Consider the following 20,320-nt stretch of genomic DNA (forward strand, 5'->3'; position numbering starts at 1 on the left):
CGGGCTTTTAACCCGCGCGTCGGGGGTTCGAGTCCCTCAGGGCCCACCAGGCAGGACTCGGTCGGGATGCTGCGGTGGTTCTCAGCGCCTCCCGCAAGACTCATCGTAAACCGCCAACAGATTCTCCAGCGGCACGTCATGCTGCACGACGTTAGACGGGGCCAGGATCAGGCCGCCGGTCTGTCCCAACTCTCTGATGCGCGCTCTGACTTCGGCTCGAACATCCTCGACGCTCCCAAACGGCAAGGTACGCTGTGAGGACAAAGTCGAATGGAACGTGATGCGGGCCCCATACTGGCGTTTGAGTGCCACGACATCCATGCATTCCGGCTGTAGAGGATCGACGATATCGAAACCAAGCTCAATAAGGTCGGGAATCACCGCCTGCATGGCGCCGTCGCTGTGGAAGTAGTAGTACACGCCAGGACGGCGCGTTGCGGCAACAACCCGCGCGAGGCGCGGTTTGATCTCGGCCCGCCACCAAGCGGGGGAGATCATCATGCCCTGACCAGTTGCGATGTCACCAGCCATCTGAATGATGTCGGCTCCAGCCTCGACCATCCGGTTGACGTCCGCAATCTTGTGCTCGGTGATGCGATCGAGCAGCCGGATGGTGAAAGCACGGTTGATGCGCGTGTCCATCAGGAACTGTTCGAATCCGCGCAACTCCCACGCGTCGCGGAAGATGTTCCCGGTCTCAATCTGAACCATGTAGCGGTCTTTAAACCGCTGCACCTGCCTGGAGAGGTGGGCGTAGCGTTCGGGGAGATCAGGATTCGGGAACGTGAAGACGTCCGGGCTCTCGGCGCCCCCGAGGGGATGGTAGGTGAAGTTGAAATAGGTCTCGGTACTATCGGTGATTCGGCGGATGCCGCGATCATCTTCGAACTCGCCGCTGGGCAACACCCGCACCAGGTTCCGCGATCCGACGCCCACGCCGACCTCAACGGGAGCTGGTACCGCCGTGGAAGCGAATTCGTGAGATGGTTCGATGACAGCCTGGCGGAAATCAAAGCCGAGCATATCCATGATTTGGTCATCGTCGTGTACGCGGAAGTGGGCGCGCAACTTCTTCCATACCTGCGAGCGGAAGGTCCCATCAACTGGAGGGCGGTCGGGGACGATGTGATTGAGCGTCATCCGTACCCGGTCACACGGGTTCATTGCCTGGCTCCCTCCCACAGATCCCCGCAACGCATGCCCCAGCCCCCCCGACCGGACCCCGTGACTGCACTCGGTCTCTGCACTGCTGTCCTTCTGCTACCCTCTTGGCATCCCTGAGCATTTCGGATATCGTTCGGGCAGCCTACTCCTGCATCCCGGTCAGGACGGGGTCAAGCCACGCGGCAACCATCCGGTGTGCTTCTTCCGGATCGGTGGTAATGCCCACCGTCTCGGCCATCTCCCGGTAAGCCGTTCGCCATTCGGCCGGCGGTGGCGGCAGCCAAGTGGGTGGCTCGTGCGTGCGGCGCGCCGCGAAGGTTCGTTGGATGTCAGCGCGCAGGCGCTCTCCGTCCAGGGTCTCGAACGCACCGATCAGCACGAGATCCACGAGGTCTTTGGCCCGGGTACTTGGCTCGCCTCCATGGTATGTCCTGGTGTAGGCGTGGAGCTTCTCGGCCACCTGCCGTTCGATTGGGACCAGCAGGACGTCGATCGGGCCGAGCCCCACGGCTGCGAGCAGTCCCGGCCGGCGCGCGCGTACGGTCTCCCACACTTCGGGCGGCCCGACGGTCACATCGACCTGCAGCACCTCGAATGGGGCGTTCGCCACGGCACACTCGACGCGGTACCGGATAGCGAGGCTGATACCGTCGTCCTTGATCTCCCGGCCCTCGCCGAGCGCGAAGGTGAAGTAGTCGCCCAAGTCCGCTGCCACCGCGCGGAGGAGGTCTTCCCGCGCTGCCGGCATGCCGTGTACGTGATCGATGTCCATGTCCATAGAGGCGCGTGCACGCTCACCTAGCCTTGTGTCCAGGGCCAGTCCGCCCTTCAGGGCCCATCGGTCCGGCGCGGCAATCGTCAGGCGAGCCATGAGGCGTTCGAGGGCAGCCTGTCGGCGGACAACCATCACAGGAACCCCAACAGCCCGGGCGTGGTTGCGCAGGCGCTGGTCCACTGATGCGCGGAAGGCCGCCGCTCTAACGTCTTGGCGCATGCTGCCGGGCCTCCTGGAGCGCGCGGAGAACCAGACGCTGCACCCGTGCGGAGCGGCCGGCGGCGGCATCGCGCAGCTCCTTCGCGGTCAGCAAGCGACGCGCAAGCGCCTGCGCCACAGCCTCGATGATGTGTTCTGGTCCCGTGCCAGCCGCCGCGGCATCGACGATGGTGCGAACTGTCGACGTCATCCGCACCCCTTCACGGTGCACAACCTCGCCGGGACGAAAGGACCGCGTGGTCGTGTGGATTCGAACAGCCGACAGTTGTGGGCGGTTGCCTGCCGGACGGGCCTCGCGTGGCAGGGTGATGTCGATCTTCCGAGGCCTTGCGGTCGACAGGTCGTGCAACGCCAGGGCGGTCTCATGAGAGACGACGGCCTTGCTGGGCCCGCTTTTCACCCAGGCAGCCACGATGTCCTCGTGGGAGAGGGCGGGGAACTCCCTGATCCGGTAGAACCCGCGGCTCACCCGTTCGAAGCGACCGGTGGATGCATGGTAGGCCAGGTTGCGCCTGCTATAGCTCGCCGCACTGGCCTGCTGGGCCGTGAAGTAGCCGGCCTGCGTGGCGGCGATCTCAAAGAGCAACTGGGCGTTGGCGACTCTCTTCGGCATATCCTCTGGGCCCCCATACGGCGACGGACGAAGCCACGGGGACGGTGTCGGGGTAGTCCGGTGGCCCCTCTCCCTCGAGCCGTGTCGCTCGTTGGTTACATCTTACTTCCCTAACAGTCGACAAGGCAAGGCACCGTGTGATGGCAGTCGGCATTGCCGCCGGCCTATGTGCTGGTCAGGGCGGTTGGGCAATTCCCAGATGGGAATACGGGATATCAGCGGCACCCCGGTCTCCGCGCTCACATCAGCGGCTTCTTGGGCGGGATTTGAAGCCCCCTTTCTCGGGCCGCCGCCCGGAGGACCTCGTTCTCGATCGTCAGCTCGCCAGTCTTCCGCTCGGCCTCTTTCAGCCGGCGGTCCTCCGGCGCCAGAGGCTTGCCCTTCAAGCCTTCGATGCCGCTGGCCGCGAACTCGTCATGCCAGGCCTGCAGCCGGCGAGCTCCCACGCGCATCTCGCGGTTCAGCTCATCAAGACTCTCGCCGCGGAGCAGGCGGGCGTCTGGACTTCGCCACCGCCGACCTCCCGTCTCCCATGGGGACCCCCTTTCACTATCGGGTCTCCAAGGAAACCGGGTGCGGTGGACTTCTGGACGACGCGTCCCCCAGTCCGTTGCCGTTGCCAATCGTCACCTCAGATGTGGCAAGCCGGACGCCTTGCTAATCCCCTGCTGATCTCCGGAGCCAAACTCCACGATACGGAGCGGCACTGCGCTGCGCACGGGAATGGCTGGAACGCTTACAGGACGGCGACTTTGGACACTCAGGTATGCTGGCCAGAACTGCGGGTACCGGGCTCCTAACCCGCGCGTCGGGGGTTCGAGTCCCTCAGGGCCCACCAGCTACGACACCCTCCAGGCGAAGATGACCAGGAATTGTCCACCAGGATTCCAGGATCCAAGGCCGGTCTCGAAGTCAATGCATGACAGACGCCGCGATCAAGCCCGAGATCCCTGACGGTGACACCTACCTCCTGCATAGACACGCCTTCAACCGGCTATGTCCCGATCGTGATGCTGCTGAAGCCGCTTTGGCGGACACATCTTCAAGAGACGGGGCCTCGGTGCAAGCCTCCTGGATGCCCATGCCCGGTGGTCTTGGGTGCTAGGCAGGGTGTGCAGCTTCGGCGCGGCCCACGAGCTTGGTGAAACGCTCGTAGGCGCCTCGATACAATGCCCGATGCTCGCCTGCGGGGGTGATCGTCCCCCCCAGCGAGGCCATGCCCAGCGTGGCGCTGTGAAGATCCTCGTACCAGCCCAACCCGACAGCACCTAGCATGGCAGCGCCCCTTGCCGAGGCTTCGGGAGCGGCTAGATGCAGCGGGCGATCCAGCACATCTGCCATGATCTGGGGCCAGACAGCGCTCTTCGCGCCCCCGCCGGTGAGCGCCAGCGTGCGCGCCCGCACATCTTGAAGAGCAAGGGCATCGCTGAGCATGCGCAGCGAGAACCCCGAAGCCTCCATGACCGCGCGGGCAAGATGCGCCGCGGTGTGCCGCGAAGTCAACTCGTGGAACGCGGCGCGAGCATCGGGTGCCGACCTTGGGCTTAGGATGTCTCGAAGGCGGGGAAGAAAGAGCACACCCTCGCTGCCAGGCGGCGCCGACGCGATCAGCCGGTCCAGCGCCGCGAGTCCTGTATCAAACTGCTCGGGCCGGCCGTCGAACAGGCCGAACAGGCGCGCAGCCCAGATGATCGCGGAGCCGGTCCCGACGGCCTCTGCGCCGCTTGTCCAGGCACCGGCGGGGAAAGGATAGGTGAAGGTATTGAGCGACTCGTTCAGAAACACCGGGGTTGGGGTGTTGATGCGGATCACACCGGTGGTGCCGAGAGTGACGCAGCCCTCGTCAGGCCTCAGCATGCCCGCCCCAACGTTCGCGCACACACCGTCGTGACTGCCTACGAATACGGGCGTTCCCGGCTCAATGGCCAGGCCTGCTCGAGTGGCTTCGCCCAGCAATTGATCGCCGCTTAGGATCCCAGGGAGGGCAATTCCGTCCAGACCGAACCCCGACGCCGGCGGCCATGACTCGGCGCCGGCTGAGCCGGGATCGGTGGCCTTCCGGCCCGTCAGGCAGAAGTTGACGTAATCCTTTACTGTCAGAACTGCCCGAATCCTGGTCCCGACGCCAGGCGCTGCGTGTCGCACCGCGGCAACCAAGTTGGCCCACGAGGCAATCCGCGCGTGCTGGTTCGATACGTACGGGGCAACGGCACTGACGCGCGCTTCGACCGCATCCCAGGGAAACACGAGAGGCCTCTCTGCTTCGTCGAGCAGCGCCAACCCCCTGCCCCGGCCGCAGAGCACGACTCCAGCAAGGTTCCAGACTTGAGCGGCGGCCCTGAGCCTCGCGATGACCTCAACAAAGGTCGTCCACCAGACGCGAGGGTCATGAGGCGTCTGACCGTCTGGGTACGCCATGCCCGCGGCCGTGGAAATACCGCCGCCGCGATCCATTAAGACGGCTTTGCACGTGGTGCTGCCGATGTCGACTGCGAGAATGTGAGGCGACACGGCTACTGGATCAGGAATACATAATCGTTGGGTTCAGGTAGCTGTATGCTATGTCCACTAGGATGTTGACCAGCAGGACGATCGTGCTGACCATCAGGAGGGCACCCTGGACTACCGGGTAGTCGCGGCGCAGTACCGCCGACACCACCAGGCTGCCGACGCCGGGAAGTTGGAACAGGGTCTCCGTGATGAAAGCCCCACTCAGCAGCATCGTGAAGGCCAGGCCTATGACGGTGATGACCGAAATGAACGCGTTCCGCAGGGCGTGCTTGACTATGACAGCACGTTCCCTGAGTCCCTTGGCCCTCGCTGTTCTAACGTAGTCCGAGTCCAAGACCTGGAGCATGCTGGCGCGCGTGATGCGGGCGATCAATCCTGTTTGCAGCAGGCCGAGCGACATAGCAGGCAACAGCAGATGGTGTAGCCACACCCCAACCCCTTCGCTCAGTGGCTGGTAGCCGCCGACCGGAAACCATCGCAGGCGTACTGAGAAGAGGAAGATCACCAGCATGCCGGTGACGAACTCCGGTACGCTCAGTCCGAAGAGCGCTACACTGGTTGTTAGCCCATCCTTCCAGCTGTCCGGTCTCAGCGCTGCCAAGATCCCAAGCGTCACGCCGATGAGCACTGCCACGGGCAACGCCACCAGGGTTAGGCTGACGGTAACGGGGAGCCTCTCGACCAGCGCCTCGGCCACGCTCCGGCCCAGAAAGAACGACTCCCCGAGATCGCCGCGAGCTGCGCCAAAGATCCATTTCACGAACTGGATGTGTAGCGGCTTGTCGAGACCCAGACGTCGGTAGATCGCTTCCTTGCTTTCCACCAGGGCGTCCTGTCCAAGGAATGTGGCTGCGGGGTCCCCTGGGGTGGCGTGTACGACCACGAACGACACCACACCCACCGCCACCCACAAGGGGATCAGTAGGATTAGACGTTGTAGAATGTACCGCCCCACAGCGTTCTCTCCGGTCTCTAGCGGACCTTAGATACGTTCCAGAATCTCGGGATTACGTGGTATGGCCGGTAGCCTTTCAGGCTGGTGCGGATCGCCTCCGGCTCGAAGTAGTCACCAATCCTGATGATTGCCACGTCGTCCCATACCATCTGCTGGATCGCAGCCCACACCGCCTGGCGTTCCTTGAGCGGCAGATCGGTATTGACCTGATCGAGCAGTCGGTCCATGTCCTGGTTGCAGTAGTTGTAGGCTGACCGCGACCCGCATCGCAGCGAGAGTATGGCCTGAGACGGATCAAAGCGCGGCGACCAACCCGTCTGGTTGATATGCCATCCGCGCAGGCTCTGGGCCTTCTGGATCTGGGATGGCCAGTCCATCATTTCGATCTTTATGTTGATCCCGGCCCGCTGCCACTGGGAGGCCATGGCGAGCGAAGCCTTGTACATCCAATCGAAGTTCTGATTGGTTAGATAGACGATGGGCTCGTTCTTGTAGTCTGCTTCGGCCAGCAGCCGCTTGACCTGATCCAGATCCGGTTTGTTGTACGGACCGGAGCCCGCCGTGGTGTACCAGGTCTTCTGCTCCGGGAAGAAGATGCTTGGCGACAGACGCACGTACTCCGGCCGGTTCCCAAACGCTGTGGCTGACATGATCTGGCCCATGTTGAGCGCGGCCACCAGCGCTTTCCTAAAGGCCAACTTGTTCATGGGGGCCTCAGCGTGGTTCAGTTCGACCAGGATGCCCCACTTTGGCTTGACGATCTCGACGTTGATGTCTTTGTGGGCTTCGAGCTGCGGAACGCTTGTGATGGGAACCGCCTCGGCGAAGTCGTAGGCACCGGTAAGCAGGCCGGCCACGCGGCTGCCCGCCTCGGTTACCGGGATCAGCCCGATGTGGTCCGCACAGGCGATGCGCCTGCCGCCGAAACCAGACGGTCCGGGGAACCGGGTGTCGGGTCGGTAGTCAGCGAACTTGGCCAGGCGGACCGCCACATCCGGCCTCCACTCGCCGAACTTATAGGGTCCGGTGCCGACCAGATCCTGACCGCGAATCTCCTTCTCGCCATACTTATCGATGATCGTCTTTGGTAGAACCGCGAACAGAGGCGTTGGCATCGCCAGATTGGCAGGGAAGGGGAAGCGATTGGCCAACTGAAAGCGCAAGGTCAGATTGTCGACCACCGTGACGCTCTGGACTGCCGCAAATCGCCCCGCCGCGCCGGGAGCGGACTTCACATAGCGTTCGAACGAAGCCTTGACATCGGCCGCCGCCAGCGTCTGGCCGTCATGGAACTTCACGCCAGACCGGAGCTTGAAGGTATAGACGAGTCCGCTCGAGTCGATTGTCCAGCTCGCCGTCAGTTGCGGAATGACGGCGTATTCCTCATCGAAGGTCAAGAGCGACTCGAATATGTAGAGTGCTACTTGACGCGAGGCTGTTGTGGTGGACAGCATGGGGTCCAGTGTCGGCGGATTGGTTGTCATGGCCGCCACGATGGCCCCTCCTGTAGCAGCACACTCTGGCGCCTGGGCCGACGACGGCGTGTTCAAACCAATCACCATCGACGGCACACCGAGACTCAGGGACAGTACCGTGACCAGTAGGGCGTTCCTGCTCCATTTCACGGATCTCCCACCTCCTCAGGTGAATGTCCATTCCTGACACGAGCACGCCAGTGATCTAGGCTAACACCGTTTCCACAGGCTCCCGGTACAAGGGGTGGTCCCTGAAGCGCGCCGCTGACTTCATGTCCTTCAGGCCCGAGCCTGTGACCGTGCACACCACGGTTTCATCGGGTGCGATCTTCCCGGCGGCGCGACACTTTGACAGGGCCGCTAACGCGTATGCGCCCTGTGGCTCTGCGAAGACCCCCTCCTCGAACGCGAGGGACTGCTGGGCAGCGTAGACTTCCTCCATGGTCACCCCAACCCACTCCCCGCCGGAGGACTGGATGCTTTGCCAGGCCCAGGCGCCGTCCAGCGGACGATAGTAGCTGCCGCTTCTGAACGGTTCGTCGTGCAGCCGGTGAATCGGCGCGTGCAGACGATCGGTGACCTGTCCGCCGCTGATGCGTGGCGTCCTCTGGGCGAGGCCCATGGACACCAACTCACGGAATCCTTTGTAGACACCACCCAGAAGGCCACCGCCGCCCACGCAGCAGAAGACGTGCTCCGGGACGGCTTCCAGCGCCGCCGCGATCTCGAACGCGATTGTCTTCCCGCCCTCGACCATGAAGGGATTGACCGGACGGGCCGAGACCATCGGTACCTTGCCGTGTTCGACCGCATAGCGCTGCATGCCGGTGTACGCGGCGAAGTATCGCTCGATGTCTTGATCGGATGGTGGAAGAAGCTTCACCTGGGCACCGTACATCGAGATCTGCAGGCGCTTGGATTCAGCGACATCGACGGACACCCAAACCTCGGCATCAAATCCGGCCCGCGCGCAGTACGCTGAGAGCGCCACACCCACATTGCCCGACGATACCACCGCAAACTCCCTTGCGCCTTCGTCCGCAGCCTTCGTGATGGCCACAGAGACCTGGCGGTCCTTGAAGGAGCCGGTAGGGTTCATGTACTCAAGTTTAAAGTATAGGCGTTCGAGCCCGAGGCGTGCAGCCGTTCGTCGGCTTCGGACGAGCGGAGTGCTGCCCTCTCCCAGCGAGATCACAGAGGCGTCCCGGACAGTCGGGAGCACGGCCCGGAAGCGGTCCCAGATACTACCGGGTGCCATCCATGTGCGGGTGAACTCCTGCGCCGCGCGCGCGTACTCGAAAATCAGCTCGAGTTCGCCTCCGCAGGCGTCGCACCGGTATAGAAGGCCCGCGGGGTAGGAGGCGCTACAGGTCACGCAACGCAGCGACTCGGCCATCTCCTGCCTCCCGGCACCTGCCTCAGTTCCCACGGCTCGTCTTCACGACGCAGCCGCGGCACATCACCCAATCTGCGGTGCGATAGGTACTGATGTCGGCCAGGGGGTTGTCGCGCACTGCGATTAGGTCAGCGCGCATGTCGGGGGCGATACGGCCGGCCTGCCGGTCGAGCCGAAGTGCCCGCGCGGCTCTCGTCGTGGCGGCCCGCACTGTCTCCAGCGGGGAGAGACCGGCTTGCACCATGAGCTCCATCTCCAACCATGTCTCATCGAAGGGTGTCAGGGTGGCCCCCGCGTCGGTGCCCACGACCATAGGGACCCCAGCGTCGTGCATCTGCTTGAAGATCCCCAGCATCGTGCGTTCTTGCAGTAGCAGGAATCGTTCGTGGTCGGTACCCGTACCGGTCAGGCGTGGCTGGTCCAGTCGGCGGTACCCGGCCGCGAGGCCCATCATGATGCTGTTCCCATTCTTTAGGATCTCCGTGGTGACTGCTGGATCGTAGACGCGCCGCAGCCATCCGTGCTCCTCGCGCTCAAAGAACGCGCAGTGCTCGATGCTGTGGAACCCAGCCAGTGCGGATCGTACCGTGCCCTCTCTTGATAGACAGTGTGATACCGACGGGAGCCCCAGCTCATGTGCCGACTCCGTGATGGCGTCGGTTTCGGCTTGCGTGAAGGCTGGATGCTCGGGCTGCGTGCCCGGCGTCATCTGGCCCCCGGTCGCCATAGCCTTGATGCTCGTGGCGCCTTGGTCGTGCAGCAGCTTCACCAACCGCCGGATGGCGTCGATACCGTCGACTTCTCCCCCCATGAAGTGAAGATGCCCGCCGATTCGCGTGATTGGAGGACCAGAGAGAAGGAGGTTGGGCAACTCGACGAGCTCGTGGGCCAGGGCATGACGCATGCCTTCGAGCACGACGAGGTCGCTCCCGCAATCCCGTGCAGTGGTGACCCCACTGAAGAGCAGGGTCTGCGCGTTCTTGAGGGCTCGGAGCACCCGCACCCCCGGGCCCTCAGCCAGGTAGTCTTCCCGTGGGCTGGCCCCCCCGGTGAAAGCCAGGTGGACATGGGTGTTCATTAGCCCGGGGACCAGGTAGTGCTCCGAGAGGTCGACCACCTGCCATTCGTGGCCCTTGAACTCCTGCGCGAAGTCCACAAACGCGCCCACGAACCGGATTGCGGATCCGTCTACTGCCACTACGTGCGGGGCGAACCCCCCGGGTGGGTCGAGGAAGACGCCCTTGCTTTTGATAAGCAGCATCCCTGTGCTCATTGCGCTGTCCGTCGCCTCGGATTGAATAGGTCGCTCAGGCCGTCGCCCAGGAGGTTCAGGGACAACACGGCTAGGGCGACGGCTGAGCCTGGAAAGACGACGAGCCAGGAGGCCTGCTGGAAGATGGATCGAGCCTCACCGAGGATGTTTCCCCAACTCGCGATAGGCGGTTGAATGCCGACACCTACGAAACTCAGTCCGGCCTCACCGAGGATGGCATAGGCGAAGAGGAACGTCTGTTGGACCATCAGCGGCGGCAGCAGACCTGGAAGGATGTGACGATACACGATTCGCAAGGACGAGGCGCCCAGTGCCTGCGCGGCTTCGACGTACGCCACCTCCCTCAAGACCAGTGCCTCCCCGCGCACGATCCGAGCCGTCCGGGGGATGTATACAAGTGAAAGCGCGACAACCACGTTCACAGCGGTATTACCCAGGGCGGCCAGAACTGCCAGCGCCAGCAGGAGGGCCGGGAAGGCCATCATCACGTCCATGAGGCGCATCACGTACCGGTCCAAGCGACGGTTTGCTCCGGAGACAAGGCCGAGCACGGTCCCCACGATGCCTGTGACCAGCATCGTGAACAACCCGATGAGCAGGCTGTTGCGTCCTCCGGCAAGCAGGCGGGCGGCGAGATCACGGCCGAGCGCGTCCGTACCCAACAGGTGACCAACTGCCGGCGGTGTGAGGATGACTTCGTAGTACGGCTCGTTTGGATCGATCCTGTAGATCAGCGGGCCGATAGCGGCTGTTAGCACTATCGCCACGAACATCGCCGCCCCAAACTTGGTTGCCGGGCTGACCTTGAACGCGCGACGTGGGGGGATAGTGTTCGTAGGGCCTTTAGGACTGGCAGTGCCCATCAAATCCGCTCATCGCTCCCGACACGAGTTGAAAGGCAGGTGCGCTACCAACTACATTCCAGTTCTGTGATACGACGAGCATATCCTTCTCCACATCCGCTGCGGCAATACGCAGCGACACCACTGGCGCAGGTTCCGCCCCTTGCAGCGCCTAATAGGGTTCATGCGCTGTTGTTGGAGGTGCTGTCGTGTACACGTACGAGCGGCTTGGTATTCACGGCGTCATCAACGCCTGCGGGAAGATGACCAGCTTGGGGGGATCGGTTCTCAGCCCTCGCGTAGCCGAGGCGATGGCTATGGCGGGGACGGCTTACGTGGATTTGGAAGCCCTCAAGGAGCGGGCCAGCGACGTGATCGCCAAATGGGCCGGAGCAGAGGCAGCCTGGATTACCTCGGGCGCGGCCGCCGGGGTCGCCATTATGGTCGCGGCGTGTGTAGCGGGTAGTGACCTGCGACGGGTGAGGCGACTACCCGACGCCGATTGGGAGCCACGGTCTATCTTGATTCAGGGTGGGCACCTGATTGACTTCGGTGCCTCGGTCGAGCAGATGGTTCGAATCGGTGGTGGCCGGCCGGTGGCGGTAGGAGCGGTTAACCTGTGCACTCCTGACACGATCCGGAGCTTCATTGATGAGAGCACCGCGGCTGTTATGTACGTGCAATCTCACCACGCGGTCCAGAAAGGAATGGTGAGCTTGGAAGAGGTGGTGGCCATCGGCCACCGCGCTGGTGTGCCGGTGCTCGTTGATGCTGCCGCCGAGGAGGACATGCGCCGGTACGCTTCAGCAGGTGCTGATCTGGTGGTCTACAGCGGGGGCAAGAGCTTTGGAGGCCCCACATCAGGGTTCATCGCTGGGCGCGCAGGCCTCATAGCCTGTTGCCGGGTGCAGGACCGCGGGATTGCCCGGTCCATGAAGGTGAGCAAGGAAGCCATCCTTGGTTTGCTGACGGCCCTGGAGCTCTTCCTGGACTGCGACGACGTTGCCACCCGGGCCGGACAGGATGAGATCGTCACCGCACTGCTTCGCGGGTTGACCGGCCTGCCTCATACCCGGCTCGCGATTGTGTCCGATGAAGCTGGGCGTGCCATCCAGCGAGTCGCGGTTTCGCCCCTAGCCGACGAACTGGGGTTTGATGCCGTCGCGCTCCTGCACGATCTTGAGGCCGGGTCTCCCAGGATCGTGGTTCGGGGGCACCAGGCCAACACCGGCATCCTCCAGCTTGACCCCCGGCCCCTCAAGCTGCAGGATGTTCCGGTCATCGTCGACGCAATCCGGGGGATCTACGCACGACGGCTATCTCGCGCCACCACCTAATGGGCCCGTGCGTCAGCCGCAGGTAGGCTCTCCGCTGGGTGGTCAATTCCAGATGCTGCAAAACCCCCTGAAGATCAGAACGCCCACGGTGGCGCCCGGGTCCTGCTTGCCCTTGGACTGCTCCCCGTAGTAGGCTACCCTACCGTGCCGCGCTACCATTTCCTTTGAGGCCTCCAGCCCGACCTCCGCAGCCTCAAGGGCTTTCTCCATGGCGGTTCTTATGTCAATGTCCCCCGCCGCCGCCAAGGCCTCTGCGGCAGGATGCATGGAATCGATGATGGTCTTTTCCCCAGGCTTCGCCTTTCCTCTTTCCATTATTCCACCGACAAACGCCTGGAAGAAGGCGGTCAGATCGGCCGCGGAGATCTCTCCCTTACCGGCGAGCGCCTTCCCTCCGCGCATGAACCCTGTGGCGACCAGTGTGCCCATCGTGGAGGGTGCCACCCTGGCCATGGCCAGTCCGGCCTTCATCAGGAGCTTGCCGATGTCAGTGTCCGCATCGTTCGCGATCTCCGCATACCCCGCGCCGAATGCCCGCTCCATCGTTAGGCCTAGGTCTCCATCACCCATGACCGAATCCAGTTCGATCAAGTACTGCTTGTTCTCTTGCATCAACTCGGAAAGGGCGCGCATGATCGTGATTACAGTATCCTTGCGCAGGGTATCCATGCTGGCGCCTCAGACCAGCAGCTGCTGCTGCACGAAGAAGGGAGTACTTGCCGGCCGCGCTATCAGTTCCTTCAGCTCGCTGTCCAGTCTTAGCACAGACACTGAGAAGCCGGCCATCTCCATTGAGGTAGCGAACTCCCCAACGTAGACATGGTAGACCGTGATTCCCCTCTCCTTCAAAATGAGGTGGGCTCTGCGGTACACGATGTACAGTTCCTCCCTGGCAGTACCTCCCAGGCCATTGATCAATACAGACACCTCATCGCCCTCTTGAAACGGGAGGTCCTCGAGCAGCGCCCCCATCATCTCATCTACGACCTCATCTGCAGGCCGCAGCTTCCCGCGCCGGATCCCGGGTTCGCCGTGAATACCCATGCCCACTTCCATTTCATCCTCGCCGATTGTGAACGTGGGCTTACCGACCTCTGGGACGATGCAGGGCGTGAGCGCAACACCCACGGTGCGCACGTTCGCTGCAGCCTTGGCGGCCACACGTTTGACATCCTCCAAACTAGCCAACTCATCTGCCTTTGCGCCCGCCACCTTGTAGACGAAGAAGATCCCGGCCACGCCACGGCGCTTTCCTTCTTCTCCCCTGGGGGCGGAGGCGACATCATCGGAGGCTACTAGGGAATCTACCGTGACGCCCTCCATGCTTGCCATCTCGGCCGCCATTTCGAAGTTGAGGATGTCTCCTCCGTAGTTGCCGTATATGTATAACACGCCTGCGCCGGTATCAATCGCCTTCGTCACATTCAGCATCTGCTCGGCGCTGGGCGATTGAAACACCCCCCCCACCGAGCATCCGTCGAGCATTCCTTGGCCAACATACCCTAAGAAGAGGGGCAGATGTCCTGATCCTCCGCCGGTGGCTAGACCGACCTTTCCCGCCCTCCTGGGGCCAGCCTTGACGAGGCAGCGCAGTTCTTCGGCCACACACGTAACCTGGCTTGGGTGCGCGCTGACAATCCCCTGGATCATCTCGTCCACGAATCTCTCGGGTTTGTTCAGGAACTTCTTCATCGGGTAGCTCCGGTTTCTTGGAATGATGTCCTGCCTAGAGCGGTAGTTCGTAAGGAACCCCAAGCGCTTTTTACGCCACGAGCGCGACCGTTCCCTGCGCGGGCCTGTTCTTCAAGGCGGCGGTTTGTTGTTGCGGAGCGCGGCATCCCTGCCACCAGCAGCCCCCGGGGCCATACGCCCCGGTGCGTGTCCGCCCGCCACCGCGCATGAGAACGGCTGAAAGACAGATCGGACGGTGTTTTGGGACACGTAGGCGCGCTGGCCAGAACCATGGGCACCGGGCTTCCAGCCCGCGCGTCGCAGGCTCGAGGTGATCCTTTCGCGCTGGTTGAACACGCGCCCGGGGGAGGCGACCCGCTTGCCCATCCTCACCGCCTCGTGGGCGGTGAACGACCAGCCCGTGACGGCGCGCACGATCTCCGCCATCTGGTGCATGCTCCAGGGGACGAATTGGCAGCAGACCATCGAGTCCAGGAACAGGTTCCACAGATGTTAAGCTTTCTCGATGGTGGCCGAAGGGCTCGAGGAGACCCTCACCCTCCATCGGCTGGGCCTCGCCGATCGGTTGGGGCTGGACCATGGGTGACCAGAAGCAGCGGTGGCTGGCGACGGCCCTGTTGGAGATCGAACCCCGGCTGCGTCGGCTGCGCGGCTACCGTGCGGTACCGCAACTACGGGTGGCATTGAAGCAGGGGATCACGCAGGGACAGGAGGAGACGGTGGCGTAATGATGGCTGGGGCTGCTCTCACATTTCAACTGGCCCTGGGACACCCACCCGCACTCGACAGAGAGGAGGTGAACGTGCGCAGGCCGGTCGGTCCAGGGGCTCAGTGCCTGCGCGGGTGCAAGGAGATCTAGGGAGAGAGTGGCCAGCGCTCCATCCTTGAAGCTGGGGACGGGCCACACTATCAGGAAGGAGGACTGAAATGCTACGAGGCAGGGTTCGTATGCACCCCGCGGTGGCCGTTGTCGCTGTCGCCGCGCTGATCTCGCTCGTGTTTGTCGGCACCCCGTTGTCAGCACAGCAGAAGATCGGGGGCACGCTGAATATCCTCGTGATGCCGGGCTACGAAGAGGATCAGATCATCAAGCCCTTCGAGGAACGCTACGGCGTCAAGGTCAACGCCAAGATCTATCCTAGCTCCGACCAGATGTTCTCCATGCTGAGCGTGGCCAAGCCAGGCGAATGGGACGTGACGACCCCGGACACGCCGTGGATCGCCAAGCTGGTCAAAGCCAATCTCCTCATGCCCCTCACCCCATCTGAGTATCCGGTGGTGAGCGACTTCTTCTCCCGCTGGCAGAAGTTCGACCAGAACTACGTTAACAACACGATGTACGGCCTGGTGAGCCGCTTCGGCTTCTACGGGATCGTTTACAACTCCAAGCACGTGAAGGCGGAAGAGACCCGTTCTATCAAGATCATGTGGAATGCGAAGTACAAGAAGAAGATCGTCCTGTTTGACTGGTACCTTCCCAACATGGGCATGCTGGGGCGATACCTAGGCTTCAAGCAGCCGTATCGCATCGCCGGCGCCGACTACAAGAAGCTAGAGGACACCCTCATATCGCTGAGGCCGCAGGTGGGCATCATCGCGGCGACCAACTCGGATACCATCCAGGCGCTTGCCAACGAGAGCGCGTGGCTGAGCTTCGGAGGCGAGTGGCTGCAGGTGCTTCTGAAGGAGCAGGGCCGACCTCTCGAGCTCACGATTCCCGATGAGGGCGGGGTGAGCTGGACCGAAGCCCTCGTGATCATGAAGAACAGCCAGAACGTGCCGGCGGCCAAGGCCTATGTGCAATACATTCTGAGCCCCGAGGTGCAGGCGAAACTCGCCTGGGCGAACGCGTTCCACGCCATGGTGCCTAACAAGATGGCATCGAAGTACCTCAAACTCGAACAGGCCCGGGCGATCTTCATGGACGATGCCGCCCGGTTGGAGCGCATCTTGGGTCGGATCGCCACTCGAGAGATCCCAGCGAACGAGGCTCAGTGGAAGTTGACCTGGGAGCGATTCAAGAGCCGCTGACCGATCTGCCGTGACTGCAGAGTCTGACGTCGAACTCGTCCACGTGACGAAGCACTACGGCGATGTCGTCGCGGTGAATGATATCTCCCTGCAAGTGCGCCCTGGCGAATTCCTGACGCTCCTCGGGCCGAGTGGCTCTGGAAAGACCACGATCCTGCGCATGGTGGGGGGATTCGAGGCGGTTTCAGCCGGCGACGTACTCATCAAGGGCCGCACTATGACCGGTGAGCCCCCGCACCGCCGGGATACCAGCATGGTCTTCCAGGACTACGCGTTGTTTCCCCACAAGAGCGTGGGGGAGAACATCGCGTTTGGCCTGAAGATGCGGGGTGTAGCGCCCGAGGAGCGCCGGCGGCGGGTCCAGGGGGTTCTCGATCTCGTGGACCTGCCAGGCGTAGCCCATCGCATGCCCTATCAACTGAGCGGAGGCCAGCGCCAGCGGGTGGCGCTGGCCCGCTCGCTGGTGATCCGCCCGTCGGTGCTTCTTCTGGATGAACCACTAGGAGCTCTTGACGCCCAGATACGGAAGCACATGCAGGTTGAGATCAAGACGCTCCAGCAGAGGCTTGGGCTGACATTCTTGTACGTGACGCATGACCAGGAAGAGGCGATGGTGATCAGCGACCGCATCGCCATCCTGCGCAACGGGGTGCTTGAACAGATTGGGCCGCCGGAAGAGGTCTACGAACGCCCGGCCTCCCGCTTCGTAGCCAGCTTCCTTGGGGAGTGCAACCTGCTAACGGGTGTTGTCCACGCCCTCCGCGGCGCGACCCTGGTCATTGACAGCCCCGAGATCGGGCCGTTGCAGGGTTCGGCGCCGCACCTCTCGCCGGTTCTCGTACCCGGCCAGGCGGTCACAATCGGGATTCGTCCCGAGAGGATGCGGGTCGGCTGGCAGGACGGGGATCGCGTCAATTCGAAGTCAGGGCGCGTACACCAGGCGGCATTCTCGGGAACGGTTACCCGCTATACGGTCCGGGTGGGGGGAGCCGACATCGTGGTGGCCGCGCTCGGGCCCAAGGCGCACTCCGTGGGAGATGAGGTTACGCTCTCGTGGGCAGTTGAGGACACGATCGTGATTCCAGGGCCGCCGGGCGAGCCCGCCCAACCACCAGACAATCCGGGAATACGATGATCATGCGCACACCACCGTCCGAGACGGCGATTCGGCGGGATCGGTGGGCCTTGTGGTTCCTGCTGCCCATCAGTGCATGGCAGGCGGTCTTCTACTTATCCTCGGCTGCGTTCATGTTCCTGGTCAGCTTCTGGGTCATGCAGGACTACAAGTTGGTACCCACATGGACCCTCCAGAACTACGCCATCTTCTTCAAGGAGTTCATCTACTTCAAGGCCTACTTGACCTCGCTGGTGTTTGCCACGACAACGGTCCTCATCACGATGGTGGTGGCCTATCCATTTGCCTATGCGCTGGTGTTTGTTGTCCCGAAGCGCCTGCTAACCGTTGCCCTCGTCGCGGTGATTGCGCCATTCTGGACGAACTACTTGGTGCGGGCCTACGCCTGGCAGATCATCCTGGCGAACAACGGGATCATGAACTACGTGCTTCAGCGCCTGCGTCTGATTACAGAGCCGATCGATATCCTCTATACCCTCCTGGCCGCGCGTATCGGGATTGTGCACTTCCTGCTGGCCATCATGACACTCATCCTCTATACGACCCTTGAGGGCATCGACAAGAACCTGCTCGAAGCAGCCGACGATCTAGGGGCGGGGCGCCTCCGGACTTTTTCTGAGGTCATCCTACCCCTCAGTTCTGGCGGCCTTGTGGCAGGAGGGATGTTCGCATTCGTCCTGGCGTTCGCCGATTTCGTCTCTCCTGCGGTCCTGGGTGGTCAGGCCCAGCGGGTCTTCCCACAGATTGTCGTGGATGCAGTGCAGTGGACGGTGAACTGGCCCCAGGCGTCGGCATTCGCGGTGATTATGGTCGTGACCATCCTCTCGATTGTCGGCCTTTTCGCTCGGTGGATGCGGTTCGCGGGCTTTGGCCTGGCGGTGGAACGGTGAGCTCCTGGGAGATCCGACTGGATCGGATGACCGTGCGCTGGGATCGGTTCGCGACCGGCCTGCTTCGCGCTTATCTGGTGCTGGCCTATGCCTTTCTCTTTGCGCCGATTGCCGTCACGATCGTTTCGTCCTTCAACGCAGACCGGTTTGTGACGCTGCCGTGGCGGGGATTCACCTGGCATTGGTATGACCTAGTCATCCGGAACCGCGACCTGATCTTCCCCTTGCGGAATAGCGTTGTGGTGGCCGCGGGCGTGGGCCTGATGTCCGTCTTGCTCGGCTTCCTGGGCGCGTACGGGCTGACCAGGACCCGGGGCCGCTGGCAGGGCCTCTACACGCTGGGGCTGATCTCGCCGCTAGCAGTACCCTGGATCCTGCTGGGCCTGGGGCTCTTGGTGTTCTTCACGCGCATTGGCATTCCGAAATCCCTCTTCACCGTCTGGATCAGCCATACGATCTTCGCCGCACCGCTGGCCATGCTCATCATTCGCGGCCGCCTGCTCACGATGCGCCGGAGCTATGAGGAGGCCGCCTGGGATCTCGGTGCGGGCCGGCTCCGTGCGATTTGGGAGGTCGTGCTGCCACTTGCGGGGCCAGGCCTGGCCGGCGCTTTTCTTCTGACATTCACGTTGTCATTTGACGAGTTCATCCTGGCGTGGTTCGTCTCCGGTTTCGATGAGACGCTTCCGGTAAAGATCTGGGGGATGATGCGGTCGGGGATCAATCCGACCATCAGCGCGATCGGAGCGATCGTGTTTGTCATGTCGATTACGTTGAGCATTCTGGGACAGGCATTCCAGCGACGAGGCACGGCGACATGATGGAAGACGAGCGGAGGCATCGCATGGCGCTTCTGGGCGACGACATCTCACACCTCACCTGGCCGGAGTTTGCGGATCGAATCGGCCGCTCCGTGGTTGTGATCCCTGTGGGATCTGTCGAGCAGCACGGCCCTCACCTGCCCCTGGGCGTGGATGCGTTCATTCCGTACCACCTGGGGCTGCGGCTGGCGGCGCGGCTGCCGGTCCTTGTTACGCCGCCGATCTGGTATGCTGGCCCGTCGGATCCGGTGAGCGGAGGCGGACAGCGATTCCCGGGGACACTGGCGCTCCAGGGAACGACCTTGATTGAGTTGACCACCGATGTCCTTCGAGAGTTCATTAGACAAGGAGCCCGGTGCTTGGCCCTTCTGAATGGTCACTTCGAGAACACAGCGTTTCTCGCCGAAGCGTCTCGCCGCGTCCTCCCCCTCGATGACTCCTCCAGCCGGAAGATCGTCATTATCAACTGGTGGGAGCACGTGCCGGACGAGGCGCTGCAGAGGCTGTTCCCAGAAGGGTTCCCCGGCTGGGAGGTTGAGCACGCGAGTCTGACCGAAACATCGTTGATGCAGGCACTCCTGCCTGAACTCGTGCACGTTGACCGACTCCCCACCGGCGCGGGCCGGGGGCGGCGTGCGCCGCGCCATAAGGTGTTTCCCGAGCCGGTGGGTCTGGTTCCCCCAAGTGGCATCCTCTACACGGCGAGCGGGGCGTCCGCCTCCACGGGAGAGGCGCTTGTTCAGGTCCTGCTTGACGCGATCGAAGAGGTGCTGAGAGCAGAGTTCCCGCTCTAGGCCGGCCCGTGCTCGCTCCTCGCCCAGCACGCGGAGCGTCTCCTCGCTGGCTTCTTCGGCAAGAAGACGCCATGAATATCTGCTACGCTCCTGCTACCTGCTTCGAACACCGCGAACGTTGTTGCTTCCTCTTGACGAGCCGTTCCTCTCCGTAGCACGTGTGGGGCCTCGTCCGAATGCTCGCCGTGACCGCTGCGAAAGGGGCCGCAAAGAGCCGTGCCGAAAGTGGCATGGGACCGACGTTCCCAGACTCCATACTTTCCCGGAGAACGGGGTGATACGAGGTGGGGGATGCGGATCGTCCTGTCAGTCGTGCTTGCGGCTGTCCTGGTGAGCTTGAGCGGCCTCACGCAGCATCAGTTTACCCAGGCCCAACCCGATGCCCAGTTCGGCAGGA

Annotated in this window: 20 protein-coding genes; 7 read left to right on the forward strand and 13 right to left on the reverse strand. The window is 62.8% G+C overall.

Annotated elements, in window-relative coordinates:
* Window positions 1–81: 81 nt before the first annotated feature.
* The 10 genes from RDU83_09835 to RDU83_09880 all read right to left on the reverse strand — a co-directional run bounded on the left by RDU83_09835 (window position 82) and on the right by RDU83_09880 (window position 11,244).
* Window positions 82–1,164, reverse strand: coding sequence for a uroporphyrinogen decarboxylase family protein (locus RDU83_09835; GenBank protein ID MDQ7841312.1), 1,083 nt, complete (start codon window positions 1,162–1,164; stop codon window positions 82–84).
* 142 nt (window positions 1,165–1,306) lie between these two features.
* On the reverse strand, window positions 1,307–2,158 hold the full coding sequence (locus RDU83_09840; protein MDQ7841313.1) for a nucleotidyl transferase AbiEii/AbiGii toxin family protein: 852 nt from the start codon (window positions 2,156–2,158) through the stop codon (window positions 1,307–1,309).
* Window positions 2,142–2,771, reverse strand: a complete 630-nt coding sequence (locus RDU83_09845) for a type IV toxin-antitoxin system AbiEi family antitoxin domain-containing protein (GenBank protein ID MDQ7841314.1) — start codon at window positions 2,769–2,771, stop codon at window positions 2,142–2,144. The genes RDU83_09840 and RDU83_09845 overlap by 17 nt, the downstream gene beginning before the upstream one ends.
* A gap of 239 nt (window positions 2,772–3,010) precedes the next feature.
* On the reverse strand, window positions 3,011–3,223 hold the full coding sequence (locus tag RDU83_09850; GenBank protein MDQ7841315.1) for a hypothetical protein: 213 nt from the start codon (window positions 3,221–3,223) through the stop codon (window positions 3,011–3,013).
* Window positions 3,224–3,872: 649 nt separating this feature from the next.
* Window positions 3,873–5,225 (reverse strand): FGGY-family carbohydrate kinase, encoded by a 1,353-nt coding sequence (locus RDU83_09855; protein ID MDQ7841316.1) that lies wholly within the window; start codon window positions 5,223–5,225, stop codon window positions 3,873–3,875.
* 67 nt (window positions 5,226–5,292) lie between these two features.
* A complete protein-coding gene (locus RDU83_09860; GenBank protein MDQ7841317.1) occupies window positions 5,293–6,237 on the reverse strand; it encodes an ABC transporter permease in 945 nt (314 codons plus the stop codon).
* 17 nt (window positions 6,238–6,254) lie between these two features.
* Window positions 6,255–7,721 carry an ABC transporter substrate-binding protein gene (locus tag RDU83_09865; GenBank protein ID MDQ7841318.1) on the reverse strand — a complete coding sequence of 489 codons (1,467 nt, stop codon included), beginning with the start codon at window positions 7,719–7,721 and terminating at the stop codon, window positions 6,255–6,257.
* Window positions 7,722–7,917: 196 nt separating this feature from the next.
* Window positions 7,918–9,108 (reverse strand): pyridoxal-phosphate dependent enzyme, encoded by a 1,191-nt coding sequence (locus tag RDU83_09870; protein ID MDQ7841319.1) that lies wholly within the window; start codon window positions 9,106–9,108, stop codon window positions 7,918–7,920.
* A 22-nt stretch (window positions 9,109–9,130) separates the two neighbouring features.
* Window positions 9,131–10,369, reverse strand: a complete 1,239-nt coding sequence (locus tag RDU83_09875) for an amidohydrolase family protein (GenBank protein MDQ7841320.1) — start codon at window positions 10,367–10,369, stop codon at window positions 9,131–9,133.
* An 8-nt stretch (window positions 10,370–10,377) separates the two neighbouring features.
* Entirely contained in the window at window positions 10,378–11,244 is an 867-nt protein-coding gene (locus tag RDU83_09880; protein ID MDQ7841321.1) for an ABC transporter permease, read from the reverse strand.
* A 188-nt stretch (window positions 11,245–11,432) separates the two neighbouring features.
* Here RDU83_09880 and RDU83_09885 point away from each other — a divergent pair, with 188 nt between their 5' ends.
* The gene (locus tag RDU83_09885) at window positions 11,433–12,560 is read left to right on the forward strand and encodes a SelA-like pyridoxal phosphate-dependent enzyme (protein MDQ7841322.1); all 1,128 of its coding nucleotides are present in this window, start codon (window positions 11,433–11,435) and stop codon (window positions 12,558–12,560) included.
* A gap of 42 nt (window positions 12,561–12,602) precedes the next feature.
* On the opposite strand, the gene dhaL is transcribed toward RDU83_09885, so the two are convergent.
* From dhaL to RDU83_09900, 3 genes are all read right to left on the reverse strand, one after another.
* Window positions 12,603–13,229: a dihydroxyacetone kinase subunit DhaL gene (gene dhaL / locus RDU83_09890; protein MDQ7841323.1), complete on the reverse strand. Its 627-nt coding sequence runs from the start codon at window positions 13,227–13,229 to the stop codon at window positions 12,603–12,605.
* A 9-nt stretch (window positions 13,230–13,238) separates the two neighbouring features.
* Window positions 13,239–14,252 (reverse strand): dihydroxyacetone kinase subunit DhaK, encoded by a 1,014-nt coding sequence (locus tag RDU83_09895; protein MDQ7841324.1) that lies wholly within the window; start codon window positions 14,250–14,252, stop codon window positions 13,239–13,241.
* Between the two features lie 111 nt (window positions 14,253–14,363).
* Window positions 14,364–14,741, reverse strand: coding sequence for an aldehyde ferredoxin oxidoreductase C-terminal domain-containing protein (locus tag RDU83_09900; protein MDQ7841325.1), 378 nt, complete (start codon window positions 14,739–14,741; stop codon window positions 14,364–14,366).
* An 89-nt stretch (window positions 14,742–14,830) separates the two neighbouring features.
* Here RDU83_09900 and RDU83_09905 point away from each other — a divergent pair, with 89 nt between their 5' ends.
* The 6 genes from RDU83_09905 to RDU83_09930 all read left to right on the forward strand — a co-directional run bounded on the left by RDU83_09905 (window position 14,831) and on the right by RDU83_09930 (window position 19,923).
* Window positions 14,831–14,980, forward strand: coding sequence for a hypothetical protein (locus RDU83_09905; GenBank protein ID MDQ7841326.1), 150 nt, complete (start codon window positions 14,831–14,833; stop codon window positions 14,978–14,980).
* A 199-nt stretch (window positions 14,981–15,179) separates the two neighbouring features.
* Window positions 15,180–16,283, forward strand: a complete 1,104-nt coding sequence (locus tag RDU83_09910; protein ID MDQ7841327.1) for a spermidine/putrescine ABC transporter substrate-binding protein — start codon at window positions 15,180–15,182, stop codon at window positions 16,281–16,283.
* 10 nt (window positions 16,284–16,293) lie between these two features.
* The gene (locus tag RDU83_09915; protein MDQ7841328.1) at window positions 16,294–17,418 is read left to right on the forward strand and encodes an ABC transporter ATP-binding protein; all 1,125 of its coding nucleotides are present in this window, start codon (window positions 16,294–16,296) and stop codon (window positions 17,416–17,418) included.
* A gap of 2 nt (window positions 17,419–17,420) precedes the next feature.
* A complete protein-coding gene (locus tag RDU83_09920) occupies window positions 17,421–18,308 on the forward strand; it encodes an ABC transporter permease (GenBank protein MDQ7841329.1) in 888 nt (295 codons plus the stop codon).
* The gene (locus RDU83_09925; GenBank protein MDQ7841330.1) at window positions 18,305–19,129 is read left to right on the forward strand and encodes an ABC transporter permease; all 825 of its coding nucleotides are present in this window, start codon (window positions 18,305–18,307) and stop codon (window positions 19,127–19,129) included. The genes RDU83_09920 and RDU83_09925 overlap by 4 nt, the downstream gene beginning before the upstream one ends.
* A 23-nt stretch (window positions 19,130–19,152) precedes the next feature.
* Entirely contained in the window at window positions 19,153–19,923 is a 771-nt protein-coding gene (locus tag RDU83_09930) for a creatininase (protein MDQ7841331.1), read from the forward strand.
* Window positions 19,924–20,320 lie beyond the last annotated feature (397 nt).

The sequence above is a fragment of the bacterium genome, from assembly GCA_031082185.1.
Lineage (GTDB): Bacteria > Sysuimicrobiota > Sysuimicrobiia > Sysuimicrobiales > Humicultoraceae > VGFA01.